Genomic DNA, 20,818 nt, shown 5'->3' with positions numbered 1-20,818 from the left:
TGCCGGGCGTGCTCTAGCTACGCGGCTCACCGCCTCGCTCGCCAGTCATCTTATCGATATCGCAGCTGGGGCGGTGTGAGCTTTCCATACGCAGCTTTTTGCGCGCCAAGGCCGCATCGGCACGGCATTGCTGCATCTCGTTTTTGATCTCAAGAGGCGGCGCTGGCGTTGGCTTACCATTGTCATCGATTGCGACCATGGTAAAATAGCAGCTATTGGTATGGCGTACCGTACGCGCACGCACATCTTCGGCCTCAACGCGAATCCCCACCTCCATTGAAGTCGTACCCACATAATTGACACTAGCAGCAAATGTCACCAGCTCTCCGACATAGATAGGCTCCCGAAACATCACTTGATCGACCGATAGCGTCACCACATAGTTGCCGCTATAACGGCTGGCACAGGCATAAGCGACCTGATCGAGCATCTTAAGCAAATCGCCACCATGGACATTGCCGATAAAATTTGCCATATCAGGCGTCATCAGCACCGACATATACAATTCGTGGTTTAAAGGGGCTTTTTTGGCGGTGGAGCTGGTGTTGAACTGCGGCATAATGTTCCTTAAAGGGTTGTACACGTATTTATGTTTTTAGCTTGCTTATCATTTATACAGCAGCTCGCTATATATCACAAACGCCCCTGTGTCATCAGATGGTCTACATTGTGTAAATAAAATATAAATAATAGCCCATCGGCAGATATAGATAATTCAATATAAATAGAAAAACGACACAGTGGGACTGGGATGAATTTTATGCAGCATCACCATAATTTTTGTTACCAGCCCCATGCGACAGCGAAATATCAGCGTGCTACAATATTCAGTCTATAGTTGAGCCTCTTTACAGTTGAGCTACTTTACAATAGGCACTACACCGACAAAGGCCGCGCAAACCACCTATCAGTAGCACGTGGCCTATATAGTCATTGCCCGTTTTATTTAGGGCTAACTATATACCGACATCATGCCCTGATGACGATAAAAACGTTATATAATTAACATCAGCTACCCCCAACCACCCTTCACTATAAAAAGGATCCCTCATGAGCGAGTTGCAATTGTCTGACCGCGTCAATAGCATCAAACCATCACCAACGCTAGCGATTACCAATAAAGCCAAAGAGCTAAAAGCCTCTGGTAAAGACATCATCGGCCTAGGTGCTGGCGAACCTGACTTTGATACGCCAGAGCACATCAAAAAGGCAGCCATTGATGCAATCAATAACGGTTTTACCAAGTACACCGCTGTCGATGGTACGCCAGAGCTCAAAAAAGCCATCATTGATAAGTTCAAACGTGATAACGACATCAGCTATGAGCCAAATGAAATCCTAGTATCGGTCGGTGGTAAGCAGTCTTTCTTTAACCTTGCCCAAGCCTTTATCAATCCAGGCGACGAAGTCATCATCCCAGCGCCTTACTGGGTCAGCTATCCTGATATGGTCATCATCGCAGGCGGTAAACCCGTCATCGTCGAATGCCCAGCAGCACAAGACTTCAAAATCACCGCCGAGCAGTTAGAAGCCGCCATCACGGACAAAACCAAACTGCTAGTGCTAAACAGCCCATCGAACCCAACAGGTATGATCTATACGTTGGATGAGCTAAAAGCCATTGCGGAAGTATTGAAAAAGCACCCACAAGTCTATGTGGCCTCAGATGATATGTATGAGCACATTCGCTGGACGGGTGATAAATTCTACAATATCTTAAACGCCGCACCTGAGCTAAAAGAGCGCGCCATCATCCTAAACGGCGTATCAAAAGCCTATGCCATGACAGGTTGGCGCATCGGCTACGCTGGTGGCCCTGCCAAACTCATCGGCGCGATGAAAAAAGTACAGTCGCAGTCCACTTCATGCCCAACCTCTATCAGCCAAGTGGCCGCCGAAGCCGCCATCAGTGGTGACCAAAGCGTACTGGCACCGATGGTAGAAGCCTTTAAGAAGCGTTGTGATCTGGTCGTTGATGGTCTAAATGCCATTAAAGGCATCACGTGCCTGCGTCCTGATGGCGCATTTTACGTCTATCCTCAAATCAAGCCATTGATCAAAGCCGCTGGCCTGTCTTCATGTACAGAGTTTTCCGCATGGCTGCTGGATAAAGTCGGCGTAGCGGTCGTCCCTGGTGATGCCTTTGGTCTTGGCGGCTATATGCGCATCTCTTATGCCACTGACGAAGCGACGCTAAAAGATGCGCTATCACGTATCGAAAAAGCCGTGGCTGACTTGGACGTTGCTGAATAAGCAAAAAGGCTTTTAAGCTAAATAGCTTGATTGTTAAAAACTATAAAAAAGACGCCCCATATTTGTTATGTGGGCGTTTTTTTATGGCGGCTTTTGATAAAATAGCTCTCTTTTCTCATTAAAATGACAATCTTTGCAATTTATGCAAAAAAAGGCTTGACGTATTTTTTATCTTTGCTAGAATACGCCCCACTTAGCAAGAACTCGTTAGAGACTTTCTAAGTCTTGTTGTCACGTATCATGTACGTACAGCCTATTCTCCAATAGCTCAGTTGGTAGAGCAACGGACTGTTAATCCGTGTGTCCCTGGTTCGAGCCCAGGTTGGAGAGCCACATTTTAGTTGTAAAAATTTGAATTATTTTTAATTCAATTATGGCATTTGCCAAAACCCTCATCACTTTGATGAGGGTTTTTTTATGGTCGTCTGTTTTTTATGCAGTTTGGCTTTGTCAGCAGTCTGGTTTCTTTTAGCTCGGCGCTTGTAGCATGGAATTTAAGGAGTGTAACGCCTCGGTGGTATGGCGGCTAAGATCAGCAAATAAAGAGAAGATAGGCAGACAAAGAAAAGCCCCGAACCTAGGGCGATTGGTTCAGGGCTTACGGCGCTTCATGTTGTTGTTATTATTATTTCTTCCATGTCGACTTATCCTAAGTCATAAACAGTCATCTATAAGACAGCGGGCTGACCTGTGCTTTTATCGATACTGCCTCAACACTGCATCCTTGCCTCTCCTTGTGTTGATGGTTGTATTGTAGGGCAATCACTTTGATGCGCCTAGAGGCTAAAGACCTTATTTCGCGTAAGCATATGCTTACATTTGTACACCCGCTTACTTCCCCACTCGCCTTGTTTGGCGGCTCGTGACTTATCTAGAACCAATCTAGCCTACTACCCTATTCTATCCCAATAACTGCTGCTTTTTAGCATGCTCTTTAGAGACTTTTTCGCCTTCTTCTTTGCCCTCTTCTATTTTGTTATCTGTCTCTTTGATATCGTCTACTTCGGCTGTTGGGGCGTTTTTTTGTTGTTGCTCGGCTTCCTCTGGCTCATACTGCAGCGTCGTCATGACTGGAAAATGGTCAGAGCCTATAGACGGCAAACGCTGAATATCAACGACTGTGAAGCAAGCACTGTGAAAAATATGATCAAGCGCCCAGCGCAAAAATGGATAATTGACATGAAAGGTATTGATAAAATGGCGACCGATACGCGGGTCTAGCAAGCCTGAGATGCGCTGAAAGCGGCGCGTCGTCTTCGACCAAGCCACGTCATTGAGATCGCCTGCCAGTATGGCGGTTTGATCGTGCTCTTTGATGTGTTTGCCGACCATTAGCAGCTCGGCATCGCGAGTGGTCGATTTGTCGGCTTCAGTAGGACTGGGTGGCATGGGGTGTAGGCAGTATAGCCAAATCACTTGACCATTTTGCAGGCGCAGCTGTGAGTGAATCGACGGTATGTCATCTATCATCAAATACTTGACCTCAGGATCGATCAGTTCAAGTTTCGAGTATAGGTGCATGCCATATAAATTGTCTAATGGCACCTTGACGGTATAAGGATAGTCTGGCTCAATCTGCTCCAGTGCTTTTTCCCACTTTTTATCACTCTCTAAGGTGATTAAAATATCGGGCTGCTTTTGCTTGACCAGCTCGACCAGCTTTTGGGTATGATCATTGGGCGTTAGGACATTTGACACCATGAGTTTTAGTTGATGCGCTTGCCCTGCAGGTTTGGATTTTGCTTGTTGTACTTCTTTTTTCCATAGTTTGGTATAGGGCAACACCATTCTTAGCTGAAACGCCAATGTGATGCTCAAAACCACAAACAATAACCACTGCCCTAGCTGCCAGTCTGGCCAAAATACCAGCATACCAACCCAAGCGATCACCCCCAGCACCATGATCTGAATACGAGGAAACTCGACACCGCGCACCCACCAATTATCCAGCGGCAGCCAGCCCCAAATCGTCACAAACGCGACAAGCCCTGCTAGCCACTGGACAGAATAATATAATAGTGAAAGATCCATAGTATGTATTAACCGTTGATTGAAATTTTGGTTTGCCGCTGCATAAGATATGTTGGGTGTTCAGGCATCTTTAGGCGTACGGCTCACGATACTGATGCTAGCGCTTACTTTAGCACTTCAATCCAGTGACGCCTACTGCTACAGCCGAATTATATGACAACAACTATAAAACATTACAATGTCAAGTATCTGCATACTAATAACATCACGTTATAATCAACATAGCAAATAGTGTATAAAAAACCGCTAAAAACCGCCAAAACGCCTTGCTTTTTGGGAGCATTCACGGCATTGTTATTGGTTGGCGATGCAACAAATAATTGTAAATAGGATTAGTTTTCATGAGTAATTTAACAGTAGGCTTGGTGGGCTGGCGCGGTATGGTTGGCTCAGTGTTAATACAGCGCATGCAGCAAGAAAAAGACTTTGATGGTATTACGCCCGTGTTTTTTTCGACCAGTAACGCAGGTGGCGATGCGCCAAGCTTCGCTGGCGTACAGACCAGCCAATTAAAGGACGCTCATGATATCGACGCACTCGCAGCTTGTGATGTGATTATTACCTGTCAGGGCGGCGACTACACCTCAAAGGTGCATCAGCCCCTACGCGATAGCGGCTGGAATGGCTACTGGATCGATGCGGCCAGCACCTTGCGTATGGCAGATGACAGCATCATTATCCTTGATCCAGTCAATCGCAATGTCATCGATAGCGCGCTCGCCAGTGGCAAAAAAGACTTTATCGGTGGCAACTGTACGGTATCATTGATGCTGATGGCGATCGGTGAGCTGTTTAATAAAGGCTGGGTAGAATGGGTCAGCGCCATGACTTATCAGGCGGCGAGTGGCTCTGGCGCAAACAACATGCGTGAGCTCATCGAAGGCATGGGCGTACTACGTGATGCGGTCAAGGACGAGCTGGCTGATCCTGCCAGCGCTATCTTGGATATCGACAAAAAAATCGCGCAGACCCAGCGCGCAGATGACTTCCCTAAGCAGTATTTTGGTGTACCGCTCGCAGGCAGCCTAATCCCTTATATCGATGCGCAATTAGAAAACAAGCAATCGCGCGAAGAATGGAAAGGCGGCGTCGAAACCAACAAAATCCTTGGCAACTCAGCGGCCAATACCATCCCTATCGATGGTATGTGTGTGCGTATCGGTGCCATGCGCTGCCACGCTCAAGGTCTAACCATCAAGCTCAAAAAAGACATCCCGCTAGAGGAAATCGAAGCGGCGCTAAAAAATAGCGGCAATAAATGGTTAGATGTGGTCGAAGACGACAAAGAAGCCACGATGAACCGCTTAACGCCTGTTGCCGTAACAGGTACCTTGACTGTGGCGCTAGGACGCCTGCGTAAGCTAAACATGGGACCTGAATATCTCGGTGCATTTACTGTGGGTGATCAGCTACTGTGGGGCGCAGCCGAACCCTTACGCCGTATGCTAAACATCATCCGCAAGCAAAACGCCTGATTTTACAACTCAACTATGAAGTACAAAAAAGACAGCAGATGGCTGTCTTTTTTTATATCGATTTTAGGTTCACTCCTCATAACGCGCTATGAGCCGCACATAATCGCGCATAATATAAATAGCAACAAAATTGAGATTGGCATCCCTGTCCCAATAAACCCTTAACAATGCTATAATTAGCGCCATTTCCATAGCTTACATAGCGGTTATCATATGCAATTTGTCTTACACAAAACGGCCAGCGGCGAGACGCGTGCGCGCCGTGGCACTGTCCATCTCAATCATGGCGACGTACAAACGCCTGCCTTTATGCCTGTCGGTACGTATGGCACGGTCAAAGGTATGCTGCCGCGCGATATCGAAGCCATCGGTGCTGATATCATCCTTGGCAATACGTTTCACTTATGGCTACGTCCTGGTACTGAGGTCATCGACAAGTTTGGCGGTCTGCACAAGTTTATGCATTGGGATAAGCCTATCTTGACCGACTCAGGCGGCTTTCAGGTCTTTAGTCTTGGTGCAATGCGCAAAATCACCGAAGAAGGCGTTAATTTTAAGTCGCCTATCGACGGTGCCAAGGTGTTTTTGTCACCAGAAAAGTCGATGCAGATTCAGTACAGCTTAAACTCAGACATCGTCATGCAGTTTGATGAGTGCACTCCCTACCCTGCCACTCACGACGAGGCCAAAAAGTCTTTAGAGCTGTCATTACGTTGGGGCCAGCGCTGCGTCGATGAGCATAACAGACTGGGCAGCACCAATGCGCTGTTTGGTATTATTCAAGGCAGTATGTACCCAGATCTACGCCAGCAATCGCTCGAGGGCCTGCTTGAGATTGGTTTTGATGGTTATGCCATCGGCGGCCTATCTGTCGGCGAGCCAAAAGATGAGATGATGGATGTACTAGACTACATCCCAGATGCGATGCCAGCAGACAAGCCGCGCTATCTGATGGGTGTGGGCAAGCCTGAGGACATCGTTGAGGCGGTACGCCGCGGGGTCGATATGTTTGACTGTGTCATGCCCACTCGTAACGCCCGTAATGGCCATTACTTCGTCACAGGCGATACTGACAATGCAGGCGTGGTGCGTATCCGCAATAGCCAGTATCGTAACGATGAAGGCCCACTAGACCCTGAGTGTGATTGCTATACTTGCCAAAACTTTAGCCGTGCCTATTTATACCACCTCAATAAATGTAAAGAGATGCTAGGCGCGCAGCTGGCTACCATTCATAACCTGCGTTATTATCAGCGCTTGATGCAAGGCATCAGAGACGCTATTGAACAAGACACCTTTGATGCCTTTGTCAGTGAGTTTTATGCTAAGCGTGGTCAAACGGTGCCTGAGCTAAACCTACGCTAACTCTTTAAACGTTCATCTATCTCTCTGTATCTGTATCTATCATTCAGACCAAAAAAGGGCTTAAGAAAATTCTTAAGCCCTTTTTACTGCTTGACTGATGCATGCGCCATTCAAAAAGGTTGATGGCCAAACGTTTTAATCCATCAATGTGGTCACAAACACGATAACCACTGCGATTGGCGCTACAAACTTGGAGATAATCTGCCATAGCGTCCACGTACCGTTAGACAGACCAAGCTCTTGCTGGACACTACGCTGATCCATTTGCCAGCCAAGGAAGATAATCGCCGCCAGACCCGTAAGTGGTAGGATAAACTTACTGGTGAGCTTATCTAAAGCATCAAAGACACCGTTGCCCATGATCGTAAAATCAGCCCATAGGTTAAACGACAACAAGGCTGCGATACCAAGTAGCCAAATCACAATACTTGCCACGATGGTCGATACTGTACGGCTCATCGAGGTACGCTCTTCTAAAAACTCCACCGTCGGCTCAAGTAGCGAAATCGATGAAGTGATAGCGGCAAAGGTAATCAATAAGAAAAACAAAGTACCGATGATCGTACCTGCGCCCATGCTACCAAAGGCAATTGGTAAGCTGACAAAGATAAGACCAGGACCTGAGGCAGGATCTAAGCCATTGCTAAAGATAATCGGGAAGATTGCCAGACCAGCGGCCAAGGCAATCACGGTGTCCAATATTACCACTGTACGGGCGGTCTTGAGTAAGTTAACTTCACGGCCCAAATAAGAGCCATACGCAATCATAATGCCCATACCGATAGATAGGGTAAAGAACGCATGACCAAGCGCAGCAAGCATCACGTCTGCAGTCAGCTTGCTAAGGTCTGGAGCAAATAGGTAAGCAACCGCTTCACCAAATCCGCCATTCATGACGTTATAACCGACGATGACAAACAAGATAAGACCCAATAATGGCATTAACACCTTGGCGGTTTTTTCGATACCACCTGTCACCCCCATACCGACGATGATAGCCGTCAATACCATAAACACAGTATGCCAAATGGTCAATGTGCCGGCTGAGGCCAGCATAGCATCAAATGTCGCACCAACTGCGTCGCCATCCTGGCCAGCAAACTCACCTGAGGCGATTTTGGTGATGTAGTTTAGCGCCCAGCCACCGATGACACTATAAAACGATAAAATTAAGAAACCGCCCAAAATACCTGACGCACCCACGATACCCCAGCTGCGTGATTTGCCTTGGCTGGCGGCCACATCAGCAAAGGTATTGACTGGGTTTTTTTGCCCGCGGCGACCGATCAACCACTCAGCGACTAGAATCGGAAAACCTACTAACGCGATACAGAATAAATAAGCGATAACAAAAGCGGAACCCCCACTTTCACCGACCATATATGGAAATTTCCATATATTTCCTAACCCAACTGCCGACCCTACCGCTGCTAGCACGAAGCCAAAGCTTGAGCTCCATTGTGCATGTTCTTGTTTATTCATAGCCATCTTTTCCGTCCTCTTGCTTCAATTAACACCACTGATAACCTTCCTTGATTATCATAAGCCGCCCATCATAATGCTTAAGCGAATTATTAAACGCCCCGATATGAAGCGTCCAGTAACATTAAGAAAAAATTGTTTACAATACCGTAAACGCTCAGTTTCTGCTAAGCAACCAAAAAAGTCAAGTGCCCATAAATACAAAAAGCCATAACAATTGGTTATGGCTTGCTATCATTTTACCTATAACTAACAAGAGTTTGGACTATCAACAATTCTTTTTATCATGAACTATGGCTAATCCTAATCAATTGTCTACTAATTACTTAGCGCACGACACCGCGTCGGCTGTTTTGTAATGAGTCGATAAGCAGCTGAATCTTTGGCTCTTTCGGCAGTAGCTCGTTATGCAACACTTCAAGCGCTTGTACAGTGGTCAGACCAGATCTAAAAATCGTACGATACGCTTGACGCAAAACATCAATTGTCTCTTTTGACCAGTTTTTGCGGCGCATACCTTCGACATTGAGGCCATGGGTTTTGGCAGGATTGCCAGACACCATGGTAAAGGCTGCCACATCTTTTAAAATCAGACTTGCCCCACCGATCAGACTATAGTCATCTACCGTACAAAACTGATGAATACCAGAGTTGCCACCGATGATGGTATGGTTGCCGATAGTGACATGACCCGCTACCCCCACATTATTAGCCAACACATTGTGATCGCCTATCACGCAGTCGTGAGCCACGTGGGTGTTGACCATCAACAAATTATGACTGCCTATCTTGGTCAACTCGCTGTCTTGGGCTGTGCCGCGGTGCAAGCTGCAGGCCTCACGAATGGTATTATAATCGCCAATCTCAAGCCAAGTACGCTCGCCTGCATACTTCAAATCCTGCGGATCTTCACCAATACTGGCAAACTGATAAAACTGATTGTGCGCGCCGATACGAGTCAGCTTGGTCACGACCACATGACGATGCAACACCGTATGCGCGCCGATGCTGACATCATCCCCGACGATACAGTACGGGCCAATGGTTGCAGTCTCATCTATCTGAGCGGAGGGTGAGATGAGTGCTGTTGGATGGATCTGACTCATAATGTGGGCCTTTGTATCTTCTGGTGCGAATAAATGGTAAAACACTGACCGTCAGTCATAACTTATCAAACAAACCAAAGTCAGTCTTGCGACAAAATATCGATGCTCATTATAATTCTTCTTGTCTGTTTTGACATAACTCTTTAGATACTGATGAGCCTAAAAGTTATCAGCCAATTTTATTGCTCTTGACGAGCAATCATCACCTGTGCACTCGCCGCCAGCTCGTCTTCAACATGGACGGTACAGTCAAACTTATAAATACCGCGCTTTTGCATCACAGTTTTTGCCCGAATAATCAGCTGATCACCAGGGATAACGCGGCGCTTAAAACGAACCTTGTCTACCCCAGCAAACAAATACAGATAGCCATCTTCGGCAGTTAATCCTGCGCTGATAAACCCAAGCACCCCTGATACTTGAGCCATACACTCGACCATCAGCACGCCTGGCATGATAGGCTCATTGGGGAAATGCCCATTAAAAAACTCTTCATTAATGGTGACATTTTTGACCCCAGTGATGCATTCACCAGGGATACAGTCGATCACTTTATCGACCAGCATAAAAGGATAGCGATGCGGTAAGTAGTGCTTTAGCGTATGATAAGTCAGAGGCAAAGTCAGGCCTTGCTCAGCCAAGCTTTTCATGTTGGTATCATTTAAAATATCTATGTCGTTGCTGCTCATATGCCGCGTCCTTGCTCATTGCTAAGTATAAAAGGATTAAAGGGTTAAAATATTGGATATTATATGGTTAACTATTAAAGGTTGTAAAAGAGAGTGATATCCTGTGGTCAGTCAAATCAGCGCTCATCGCGACCGAGCTGGCGAAACCTAACTGCAGCGCGTCGCCAATTGGCAGTTGGCATGGCCGCGGTACCTGAAGAGTAAGAGCCTGCTTGTTTGATGGATTTGGTCACCATCGTCATACCCGACAATGTAACATCATCAGCAATCTCGATGTGGCCAGTGATACCGACCGCGCCACCAATGATACAGCGTTTACCGATGTGCGTACTCCCAGCGATACCGGTGTGCGCGGCGATGGCCGTCCCATCACCGATATGCACGTTGTGCGCCACTTGCACCAGATTGTCGATAATCACATGATTACCGATGACGGTATCATCGATAGCACCGCGGTCGATACAAGTCTGACTGCCAATACGGACATGATCACCGATGATGACTCGGCCTAACTGCGCAATACGCTCCCACCCGGTCGTGCTTGGGTCGTTGGTCGGGGCAAAGCCAAAACCTTCTGAGCCAATACTTGTACCAGCATGCACTCTGACATGATCGCCGATGGTACAATCATGACCGATGACCACTTGTGATTTGATGACACAATCGCTGCCGACCCTCGTACCTGCCTCAATCGTCACATGGGCAGCCAGCGCTGTTCGCGCCCCCAGCTGCACCTGCTCGCCTATCACACAAAACGCCCCTATGCTCACCTGCTCGCCGATGATGGCACTATCGGCAATCACCGCACTCGGATGAATACGACTCGAGGCTGACTGATAAGCAAATAACTGACTGGCGCTGGCGTAAGCCAAGTATGGATTTGCGACCACCAACGCCAAGGTTGATGCGGGTACTTGCTGGCGATGGTCTGCTGTGACTAACACAGCCCCTGCCTGACTGTCTGCCAAACTGGAGAGGTAACGAGAATCAGCCAAAAAACTCAGCTGCGTGTCATTGGCTGTCGTCAGACTACCGATACCGCCAAGCTTTTGGCATAACTGCTCAGTGCTCAGCTCTGCTTTATTTCTAACCGGCTGGCGCTGCTCAATTTGGGTGATAATTTGCTCAATCGTTATCATAGTTATTATTAGTATGAAGTAAGAATAAAAGTCGTATTATAAATAAGACAGTCATCAAGCTGCTATATCAGCTTGATGACCAATTTATCTAGTACCATCTATTTATACCACACAAGTTATTGTGCCGTATAAATAAGATCAAAAAGCCAAAACGCTTCAGATGGCCGCTACGTTAGAACGTATTACCAATCTGGAACTGTACCTTTTCGGTCTCATCACCTTCTTTGTCACCGATAGGCATCGCATAACTCAAGGAGATAGGGCCAATTGGCGTATACCAAGTGATACCAGCACCAGCACTAAAGCGCAAGTCATTGTCTTGAGTCAATAATGGTACGCCAGTATCAGCACCCGTATCAGGGTTTACGAAAGTACGGTCTTCTTTATCGGTGGTATCAAAGACTTGCCCGCCCTCTGCAAATAGTACGGGACGCACTTGGTCAGCCCAGTCACCTTTAAATGGCATGGGCAATACCAGCTCAGCCCCAAAACTGGCCAGCGCGTTACCACCGATTTCTTCGTCTTTATAACGCACATCATCATTGATGGCATCATAATATGTCTGTGACTTTGGTCCAAGTGTTGAGGCTTCATAACCACGAACAGAGCCATAACCACCAGCGTAAAAGTTTTCATAAAACGGTAAATCATTACCATAGCCAAGCTTAGTATAACCACGTGCTATCCAATCCTTATAAATCGGATAATAAATATTGCCGCGGTACACAAGTTTTTGATAGCTGGTATCACCAAGGCCGATGGTCGCATCAACGGTATGGCTCATACCTTTGGTTGGGAATACAGGACGATCTAGGGTGCTATAGTCCCAGCCGAATAGTAGATTATAGGTCTGATAGTCGTTTTTAAAGCCAGTACGACCTGAAAGCTGCTCTTTACCTTCTTCATCAATAAAGGTGAACTGCTCAAAAGTTCCACCATCATCGATTAACTGCTGGACGTTTGAAACCCCTAAGAAGCGGCCACCCCGTACTGAGGTATTATCCACGTTGAGACCTGCGCTGACGCGTTTGGTTTCATCGACAGGATAGCTGTAGTTGAGCGTGGCACCATAGGAGTCGGTCACATAGTTACTGACGTTTCTGTCATCATACTTGGTCTCACGATAATACGCACTCAAACCTTGAGAGACACCGTTTTCGGTAAAATACGGATCGGTATAGCCCAAACTATATGAGTCGCGGGTCTCTGAGCGAGACAGCGCGGCTTTGACTCGGTTACCTGTACCCATAAAGTTGTTTTGGGTCAAATCCAACTGGAAGGTCACACCACCACTTTGTGAATAACCAGCAGCAATGGTCGAGCTACCTGAAGGCTGCTCTTCTACCGTGTAATGTACGTCTACTTGGTCTGGCTGGTTGGGCACTGGTTTGACATCGACATTGACGGCTTTAAAAAACCCGGTGCGCATCAGACGCGTGCGTGACAATTGGATTTTTTCGCTAGAGGCAAGCGCGCCTTCTAGTTGGCGCATCTCACGGCGCAGTACTTCGTCTTGGGTTTTGATATTGCCCGTAAAGTTGATACGGCGCACGTAGATAGGACGGGCAGGATCGATAAAGTAATCCACATCGACCATTTTGGTATCGTCATTGATACGTGGTACTGGTCTGACTTGGGCCAGATAATAGCCTTCGTTGCCATAACGGCGCTTGAGCTCGGCGGTGGTTTCATCAAGTTTGGCTTGCGAGTATTTTTCGTTTGGAGAAAAGGTGACCAGCTCTTGTAGCTCAGTCGTCTCAAACGTCGGCTTACCTAAAAAATTGACCTCACCAAACTGGTACTGTTCGCCTTCGCTTAGGCTAACTTCGATAAACACACTGCGCTTATCTTCGCTGATGTTAAGTACCGCATTGTCGACGGCAAAACGCACGTAACCGTCATTTTGGTACAAGGCTTTTAAGTTTTCCAAACTGGCCGCCAGCTTTTCTTTGGCATAGCGATCAGATTTAGATAACAGGCGTGTCCAAGAAGATTCTTTTACGGCAAAGACATCTTTGATCTCATCATCGCTGAAGTGCTTGTTACCGATGATATTGATATCGACGACTTTGGCAGGCTTGCCTTCGATAAAGCGTACATCGAGCTTGACACGATTGCCATCGAGTAGCGTTTGGTCGACTTCGATATTACTATTGTAATAGCCTTGGCTGATATACTGCTGCTGCAGCTCGTTGGCGACGCCTTGTAACGTCGCTTGCTTGAGTACATCACCGACAGACAAACCTGCGTTGCTCAGTCCTTGCTCTAGTCCTTCTTTTGGGATGAGCTTATTGCCCTCAAAGTTGACTTCGGCGATGGTAGGACGCTCAACGACATCAAAGCGTAACTGACCGCCTTCGACACGGCTTTGAATGTCCGCGAAGTTTTCGGTCGCATATAGTGCCTTAATACTGGCCGCCAAGCTGCTGTCATTTACCGTATCTCCTACCGTGATAGGTAGAACCGGATAGAGGCTATCGGGGGTTAGACGTTGTAAGCCATTAAAACCGATGTCAGTCACTACAAATTCTGCAGCCTGTACCGGCATACTCATCATCGCTACCACTAACGGCAACCCTGCCGCGCTCATAAATAAAGGCGTACGCATAAACACTATCCGTCAATAAAAAAAATTGCTTAAGTTAAGTTAAAAAGCACATGTTGTCTTGTCCATTTGCCATAAAGTCGCATGCTTCGGCGGACAAGACTCAGAACACTTTATATAAAACGCATCATAAAATAAACTAAAAATTACGATTAGTACAGAGACGGCGGCACAAAGCTACTCTGCCGTCACACCCGCAATCGCTGCCCGATACGCGTAAAACCATTAGTGCATCTTGCCTTATCACCCAAACGCTTGGGCAAACCATCAAAACAATCGGCTGATATCATTACCAATTGCTAACACCATGAAACCTGCCAGCAAGAGTAAACCGATATTAAGTCCAGCCATTTGTACGCCTTCTGAGAGCGGCTTACCGCGAATCAGCTCTATGAGATGATAAACGATATGCCCTCCATCCAATACAGGAATGGGCAAAAGGTTGAGCACTGCCAGACTCAGACTGATCAGCGCGGCGGTAGACAATACCATCTGCCAGCTAATATCGAAGCTTTGTTTGGCGACTTTGGCAATGGTAATCGGGCCTGATAAATTATCGAGACCAATCATACCTGAGAGCATTTTGCCCATCGAGCTGACCGTCATCACCGCCAGCTGTTCGGTTTTTTCAAACGACTTGACCAGTGACTCGCCTGGACCATAGACCACTGTGGTTTTATAATCATCAGGAATGACAATCTCAGACTGTGCCACCATAGCACCAATTTGCCCAAAGTCGTTACCTAAATTGTCTTTTTTGCCCTGCGGCATGATGGCCAATTGTACAGACTTACCCTCTCTTAAGACGGTAAAATTGAGTAAAGTCTCAGGATTGTCGCGAATGATGCGTGTGGCACTGATCCAGTCTGCGATGGCGACATCATTAATCGCAGTGATGCGGTCACCGACCTTGAGGCCTTGACGATTGGCGGCACCATCGGGCGTCAGCTCACCGACGATAGGGGCGATCGTCGGTTGCCATGGCAGCATGCCAAAGCTGCTCAGCGCATCTTTTCCATGGTCATCGCCTTGCATAAACTCATCCACAGGCGCGTAGTAGGTCTTGGCGGCGTTGTCATCAGCTTGTAGCGTGACACTTATATTGTCCGTCTCGCCCATGCGTCCAGCGAGACGGTAATTAATCCCTTCCCACGTCTGCACCTCATGACCATCGATGGCGACGATTCTATCGCCAACGGGCAGCTGAGCGGTGGCTGCGGGCGTATCAGGCAACACCTGCCCAATCTTTGTCGCCAACTGCTCAGATGGGGTCATAAACAACACCCAAAACAAGCCAATCGCAATGACAAAGTTCATGATAGGGCCTGCTGCGACGATAGCGATTTTTTTTAGCGGATGCTGACGGTTAAATGACAAATGCTGCTCATCGGCTGCCACCTCGCCTTCTCTCTCATCGAGCATTTTGACATAGCCGCCCAGTGGCAGTGCCGAAATCCGATAATCAATACCGCTTTTTTTGCTGGTCCAGCCTGCGACTTTGGGGCCAAAACCAATAGAGTATGTCAGCACCTTAACACCGCACAGGCGCGCCACGATATAGTGCCCCCATTCATGCAGGGCAATGAGCGGACCTAAGACAAAAATGGCCGCAAGGAGCGTCAATAAAAACGTCATGATGTCTTCTCAATATGGTTTTTCAGCAAGTTCTCTCGTACAAGGCTGATTTGCAGGACTTCTATTCTTATAGCGTCTGCGCCGCTTATATGGATTTTGCCACCTTGGCCACCAATGCCTCAGTATGCCGACGCGCTAGCTGGTCAATCGACAATATATCTTCTATATCCGCCGACGCCGCTAACAGCGGTACTTGTATCTCACTAAGTGCCTGCTCATTGATATCAGCAATATCTGTCAAACGAATTTGTCCTGCCAAAAACGCGGCCACGGCAATCTCATTGGCGGCATTGAGTACAATGGTCGCCTGCGTACCCGCTTGCATGGCTTGTCTCGCCAAACGCAAACAGGCAAACTTTTGTAAATCAGGCTCGATAAATTCTAGGCCGCTTAGCGCATACAAGTCCAAAGGCTGCGAGCCGCTATCAATACGCGCAGGATAGCTGAGTGCATGAGCAATGGGCGTCTTCATATCTGGGCTGCCCAGCTGCGCCAAAAAGCTGCCGTCGCTATATTCTACCATTGAGTGAATGATACTTTGTGGATGAATCACCACATTTATTTTATCCTCACTCAAATCAAACAAATGACAGGCTTCTATCAGCTCAAGCCCTTTGTTCATCATCGTTGCCGAGTCAACCGATATTTTTTGTCCCATCGACCAATTGGGATGTTTGACGGCTTCAGCGACACCAGCTTTCTGCATCTGCGCAAATGACTGCTGCAAAAATGGCCCACCAGAGGCGGTCAACCACAGCTTACGCACCCCGTGCTTTGGCTGGTGAATCTGGCGGCTGTCTTGTTGGATATCTACCGGCAAGCACTGAAAAATTGCGTTGTGCTCTGAATCTAAAGGTAACAAGGTAGCATGGTGCGTTTTTACCGCATCGATCATTACCTGTCCTGCCATCACCAGCGCTTCTTTATTAGCAAGCAAGATACGCTTGCCTGCGCGCGCGGCGGCTAATGTAGAAGGCAGCCCTGCTGCACCAACAATGGCAGCAACGACCGTATCGGTTTGGCTATCGGTGGCGATATCTATAAGCCCTGCTGCGCCCCCGACGACCTCGATATCAAGCTTCGCTGCGCTCAGACGCTGAGCAAAATCATCGACTGCGGCTGCCGGTACGTTGACGCGCTTTGGCACAAACTGCTGACACAGCGCAAACAGTTTGTCCAAACGATGGTATCCCGACAAGGCATAGACTTGGTACTGCTGCGGATGGGCCGCCAAAATCGCCAACGTACTATCGCCAATCGAGCCAGTTGCGCCTAATACGGCGATACGTTGCATCATAACCATCGTTGCCTATCAATAATACAAAAAAATAAAAATAAAGCCTAACTGGATAAATCCAAGCAAGACACTTTTATACCACCATCAAACCAAAGTATTGCAGCGCCCAAAAGCCGAGCGCAAATATCGGCGTGGCAGACAATAAGGAATCAATACGATCAAGGATACCGCCATGCCCTGGCAAGATTGTCCCTGAGTCTTTGACACCAGCACGGCGTTTGAGCATTGACTCAAACAAATCGCCGAGTACCGAAGCCAATATCGTCAGTACAGATAGTGCGGCAAAGGCGATCAGCGGCACCCCTGTCAGCTGTAGCTTAAAGACGCTGATGGCCACAACGACGAGCAGCCCTGTGACAATACCACCAGCCAATCCTTCCATACTTTTATTGGGTGAAACGTTTGGTGCCATTTTTCGACGACCAAGCTTGCGCCCAACAAAGTATGCCCCACTATCCGCGCACCACACCAATAAAAACACATACAGCAGCCACCAAGCCGATAGCTGCCACAGATAAAACATAGCTGTGATGGCGGCGGTTAATATCACCGCGCCCATCAAGCCCAGCTTTTTTCCATACCAATTGGTCGTCGTCGGAAAGACCCGAACCCAAGACAGCGCCATCAGCCATATGGCGAGCGATGCGGCCCACCAAAACAGCCACGTCACTTTAAACAGCAGTGACACCAAGGTCAGCGCCAAAACCAAGAGCACAAATAACGCTGGCTGACGCCATTTGGGCATCAGCTTGGTCCATTCATGAGCGGCGATGATTACCCCTATCGCCAACAGCGGCGCAAACAAAATTGGTGTTTGGCTCGCAAACATTGCAATACCAACGATAATAACGAGAACAATTGCCGTCTTAATCCGTTGCCACATACTTATTGAGCCTTATAATAATGAAAAACGTATGGTCAAAAAATGCATTATAGCAGCTAATCTACAATAGCCCACTCATTGCTACTGACTGCAACAAAAGCGGTTTATTATTTCATAAGCACGCGGCCTTAACCACGGTGAATAATCACTACTAAAAGCGTAGCAGGCTTTTAAGGCACAAAAAAGACAAGCAGCAAGCAAGTATCAGACACGCAAGTATCAGATAAGACGTTAGGGTCGTTTAGGGTAATTGCTGCGCGCAAGCGACTTGCTCGCTGGTTTTACCAAAACGGCGTTGGCGCTGGGCAAACTCTGCAACCATCGATGCCAGCTCTGCTGCGCTAAACTCAGGCCATAGGGTTTTGGTAAAAAACAACTCAGCATAAGCGGACTGCCACAATAAAAAGTTCGATAATCGGTACTCACCGCCCGTCCGTATCAGCATATCGACCGCTGGGGCGTCTGCTAACTGGACATGGCGGCCAAGCAAGTCTTTATCGATATCATCAGCACACAGCTCCCCTATCTGCACCTGTTTGGCCAACTGTTTGGCAGCATGGGCAATATCCCACTGCCCACCATAACTGATGGCAATGACCAATGTCATGGCATCAAAATGCGCGGTTTTTTCTTCTGCATCGGCCATCAGTGCTTGTAAGTCCGCACTGAGCGGACTGCGATCTCCGATAAACCGTAAGCGAATACGGTATTTGTCCATCCGCGGCATTTGCTCATGAATGGTCGAGGTTAAAAGCTGCATGAGCAGCGCCACTTCACTCGGCGGGCGTTGCCAGTTTTCGCTAGAAAAAGCAAATACCGTCAAAACCTCGATACCAGTATCGACACAGTATTCGACAATAGGGTCTAGCGCATCTTTGCCTGCCACATGTCCATGGCCTTTGGGTAGATGATTGGCTTTGCCATAGCGGTTGTTGCCATCCATGATGATGGCGATATGACGGGGTAGAAGAGCAGGAGCCAAGGCGGCTGAAGTAGACATAGGCTAGCTTGCTTATTGTTGAGATGGTTTAATAATAACGCGTGTCATGACGGCAAAAAAGCCAAAAAGATAAGATGTGGTGATTATTCACAAACTTATCATAAAGCAGTCTGCTACGGCTTTATGATTGACGACACAATAATAAGCAGCCAATCGCACTGGCGCAGTGGCTGCTAAACGACATATAGTCCATTGGAAATAAAACTTTTATAGATAGGGCTGCGCGACTGGTATAAACGTTACTTGCGTGCTGCTATCGTTCGATACGGCGCAACCTGCATTTAAAAACAGCATCCCAGTCGCGCTCTGCCATCAATCGTTATACTTCCATCAGCTCGCTTTCTTTTTTACTCAAACGGCTGTCGATGGTCTCGATGTATTTGTCAGTGATTTTTTGAATATCATCACTAGCGCGGCGCTCGTCGTCTTCTGAGATCTCTTTTTCTTTTGCTAGATCTTTTATGTCATTCATCATATCACGGCGGATATTACGAATCGAGACGCGGCTGTTTTCTGCTTCACCGCGCGCCAGTTTTTGCATATCGCGGCGGGTTTCTTCTGTCAATGCTGGCATCGGCACACGAATCACATCAGCGGTCATCGGGTTCAATCCCAAATCCGCTTCGCGAATGGCCTTGTCCACGGCCTGTACCATCGTACGGTCAAAAGGCTGTACAAGCAATGTGCGCGAGTCTTCGACGTTGACACTGGCCACTTGGTTGAGCGGTGTGTCGGCGCCGTAGTAGCTGACCATCACGCCAGATAGCATGCCTGGATGGGCGCGGCCTGTACGTACCTTACTAAAGGTGTTTTCAAGCGCTTCTAAGGTTTTTTGCATACGGGCTTCGCCGTCTTGCTTAATCTCTTTAATCATTGTGCATCCTTATTTATCGCTGTCGATAAATCATTCATGGTTGTTAATAGATAGTTATTTTTCGGCAATTCATCGCTCGTAGCAGAGCGCTTGACCGCGTATATTGGGCAATATTATGCCCATTAATATTAATGATAGACGCGCGTGCCTTCGTTCTCGCCCATGACCACATTTAATAAGGCGTTGGGCTTGGTCATATCAAACACTTGTAGCGGTACATTGTGCTCACGGCACAAGGCGATAGCGGTTAAGTCCATAACGCCAAGCTTTTGCTCTAAGACTTCATCAAAAGTCAAACCATCGTATTTTTTGGCATCGGCATGCAAGCTTGGGTCTTTGTCATAGACGCCATCCACTTTGGTGGCTTTTAATATCAAGCCTGCTTCGACCTCGATACCGCGCAGACATGCTGCTGTGTCGGTGGTAAAGAAAGGATTACCAGTACCGGCGACAAAGATACAAACCTCACCGTTTTTTAGGTAGCGAATGGCATTGCGGCTGCTATAGCTTTCAGTGACTTCACCAATCGGTAAGGCTGACATCAAGCGCGTTTTGATATTGCGGCGCTCAAGCGCATCACGCATGGCCAGACCGTTCATCACAGTCGCAAGCATACCCATTTGATCGCCGGTCACACGGCCGACTAGGCCCTCTTGTTGCAGCTGGGCACCGCGATATAAGTTACCACCACCAACGACGATACCAACTTGCACACCAAGGCCGCGCAAGTGGGCGATAGACAGGCTCATCTTATCGAGCACTTCGGTATCGATACCCATGTCCTTGCCACCAGCCAAGGCTTCGCCTGAGAGTTTTAGCAAGATACGAGAGTAACGCGGGTTTTTGTCAGACATGAGGTCACCTTGTTAGCATTAAATTATAATTAAAGTCATCGGTAAAATACAAATGAAGATTGCCTTCTGATTTACGTACAGCCAGCATTGATACGCAGGCCAGTGTCTGCGTATCGCTAGATTACGTGCA

At 47.6% G+C, this 20,818-nt stretch carries 16 protein-coding genes and 1 tRNA gene; 4 read left to right on the top strand and 13 right to left on the bottom strand.

The features are described from left to right. Positions 1–13 precede the first annotated feature (13 nt). Entirely contained in the window at positions 14–559 is a 546-nt protein-coding gene (locus tag CAP50_RS04640; RefSeq protein WP_075101554.1) for an acyl-CoA thioesterase, read from the bottom strand. A 491-nt stretch (positions 560–1,050) separates the two neighbouring features. Between CAP50_RS04640 and CAP50_RS04635 the strand changes: the two genes are divergently transcribed. Then, entirely contained in the window at positions 1,051–2,253 is a 1,203-nt protein-coding gene (locus tag CAP50_RS04635) for a pyridoxal phosphate-dependent aminotransferase (RefSeq protein WP_100749193.1), read from the top strand. 257 nt (positions 2,254–2,510) lie between these two features. Then, positions 2,511–2,586, top strand: a tRNA-Asn gene (locus CAP50_RS04630). 567 nt (positions 2,587–3,153) lie between these two features. On the opposite strand, the gene CAP50_RS04625 is transcribed toward CAP50_RS04630, so the two are convergent. After that, on the bottom strand, positions 3,154–4,284 hold the full coding sequence (locus CAP50_RS04625) for an endonuclease/exonuclease/phosphatase family protein (RefSeq protein ID WP_100749192.1): 1,131 nt from the start codon (positions 4,282–4,284) through the stop codon (positions 3,154–3,156). 341 nt (positions 4,285–4,625) lie between these two features. Between CAP50_RS04625 and asd the strand changes: the two genes are divergently transcribed. Beyond that, positions 4,626–5,759, top strand: a complete 1,134-nt coding sequence (gene asd, locus CAP50_RS04620) for an aspartate-semialdehyde dehydrogenase (protein WP_100749191.1) — start codon at positions 4,626–4,628, stop codon at positions 5,757–5,759. 213 nt (positions 5,760–5,972) lie between these two features. Next, positions 5,973–7,124, top strand: coding sequence for a tRNA guanosine(34) transglycosylase Tgt (gene tgt / locus CAP50_RS04615; RefSeq protein WP_075101550.1), 1,152 nt, complete (start codon positions 5,973–5,975; stop codon positions 7,122–7,124). 135 nt (positions 7,125–7,259) lie between these two features. Here tgt and CAP50_RS04610 read toward each other — a convergent pair whose 3' ends face one another. The 11 genes from CAP50_RS04610 to pyrH form a co-directional block, all read right to left on the bottom strand. Then, on the bottom strand, positions 7,260–8,612 hold the full coding sequence (locus tag CAP50_RS04610) for a sodium-dependent transporter (protein WP_100749190.1): 1,353 nt from the start codon (positions 8,610–8,612) through the stop codon (positions 7,260–7,262). Between the two features lie 320 nt (positions 8,613–8,932). Next, complete coding sequence (gene lpxA, locus CAP50_RS04605; protein ID WP_100749189.1) at positions 8,933–9,712, bottom strand: acyl-ACP--UDP-N-acetylglucosamine O-acyltransferase; 780 nt, start codon at positions 9,710–9,712, stop codon at positions 8,933–8,935. Between the two features lie 179 nt (positions 9,713–9,891). Then, positions 9,892–10,362, bottom strand: coding sequence for a 3-hydroxyacyl-ACP dehydratase FabZ (gene fabZ / locus CAP50_RS04600; protein ID WP_198411594.1), 471 nt, complete (start codon positions 10,360–10,362; stop codon positions 9,892–9,894). Between the two features lie 155 nt (positions 10,363–10,517). Then, positions 10,518–11,540 carry a UDP-3-O-(3-hydroxymyristoyl)glucosamine N-acyltransferase gene (gene lpxD, locus CAP50_RS04595; RefSeq protein WP_100749187.1) on the bottom strand — a complete coding sequence of 341 codons (1,023 nt, stop codon included), beginning with the start codon at positions 11,538–11,540 and terminating at the stop codon, positions 10,518–10,520. Between the two features lie 172 nt (positions 11,541–11,712). Continuing rightward, positions 11,713–14,148 carry an outer membrane protein assembly factor BamA gene (bamA, locus tag CAP50_RS04590; protein ID WP_100749186.1) on the bottom strand — a complete coding sequence of 812 codons (2,436 nt, stop codon included), beginning with the start codon at positions 14,146–14,148 and terminating at the stop codon, positions 11,713–11,715. A 264-nt stretch (positions 14,149–14,412) separates the two neighbouring features. Continuing rightward, a complete protein-coding gene (rseP, locus tag CAP50_RS04585) occupies positions 14,413–15,780 on the bottom strand; it encodes an RIP metalloprotease RseP (RefSeq protein ID WP_100749185.1) in 1,368 nt (455 codons plus the stop codon). 85 nt (positions 15,781–15,865) lie between these two features. Further along, on the bottom strand, positions 15,866–17,077 hold the full coding sequence (gene ispC, locus CAP50_RS04580; RefSeq protein WP_198411592.1) for a 1-deoxy-D-xylulose-5-phosphate reductoisomerase: 1,212 nt from the start codon (positions 17,075–17,077) through the stop codon (positions 15,866–15,868). A 73-nt stretch (positions 17,078–17,150) separates the two neighbouring features. Next, positions 17,151–17,960, bottom strand: a complete 810-nt coding sequence (locus CAP50_RS04575) for a phosphatidate cytidylyltransferase (RefSeq protein ID WP_100749183.1) — start codon at positions 17,958–17,960, stop codon at positions 17,151–17,153. A gap of 241 nt (positions 17,961–18,201) precedes the next feature. Further along, entirely contained in the window at positions 18,202–18,960 is a 759-nt protein-coding gene (uppS, locus tag CAP50_RS04570; RefSeq protein ID WP_100749182.1) for a polyprenyl diphosphate synthase, read from the bottom strand. 319 nt (positions 18,961–19,279) lie between these two features. Beyond that, positions 19,280–19,834 carry a ribosome recycling factor gene (gene frr / locus CAP50_RS04565; protein WP_075101541.1) on the bottom strand — a complete coding sequence of 185 codons (555 nt, stop codon included), beginning with the start codon at positions 19,832–19,834 and terminating at the stop codon, positions 19,280–19,282. 128 nt (positions 19,835–19,962) lie between these two features. Then, positions 19,963–20,688, bottom strand: coding sequence for a UMP kinase (gene pyrH, locus CAP50_RS04560; RefSeq protein WP_075101540.1), 726 nt, complete (start codon positions 20,686–20,688; stop codon positions 19,963–19,965). Positions 20,689–20,818: the final 130 nt, after the last annotated feature.

The sequence above is a fragment of the Psychrobacter sp. L7 genome, assembly GCF_002810365.1.
GTDB lineage: Bacteria > Pseudomonadota > Gammaproteobacteria > Pseudomonadales > Moraxellaceae > Psychrobacter > Psychrobacter celer.
This window is presented reverse-complemented; position numbering and strand designations above follow the sequence as displayed.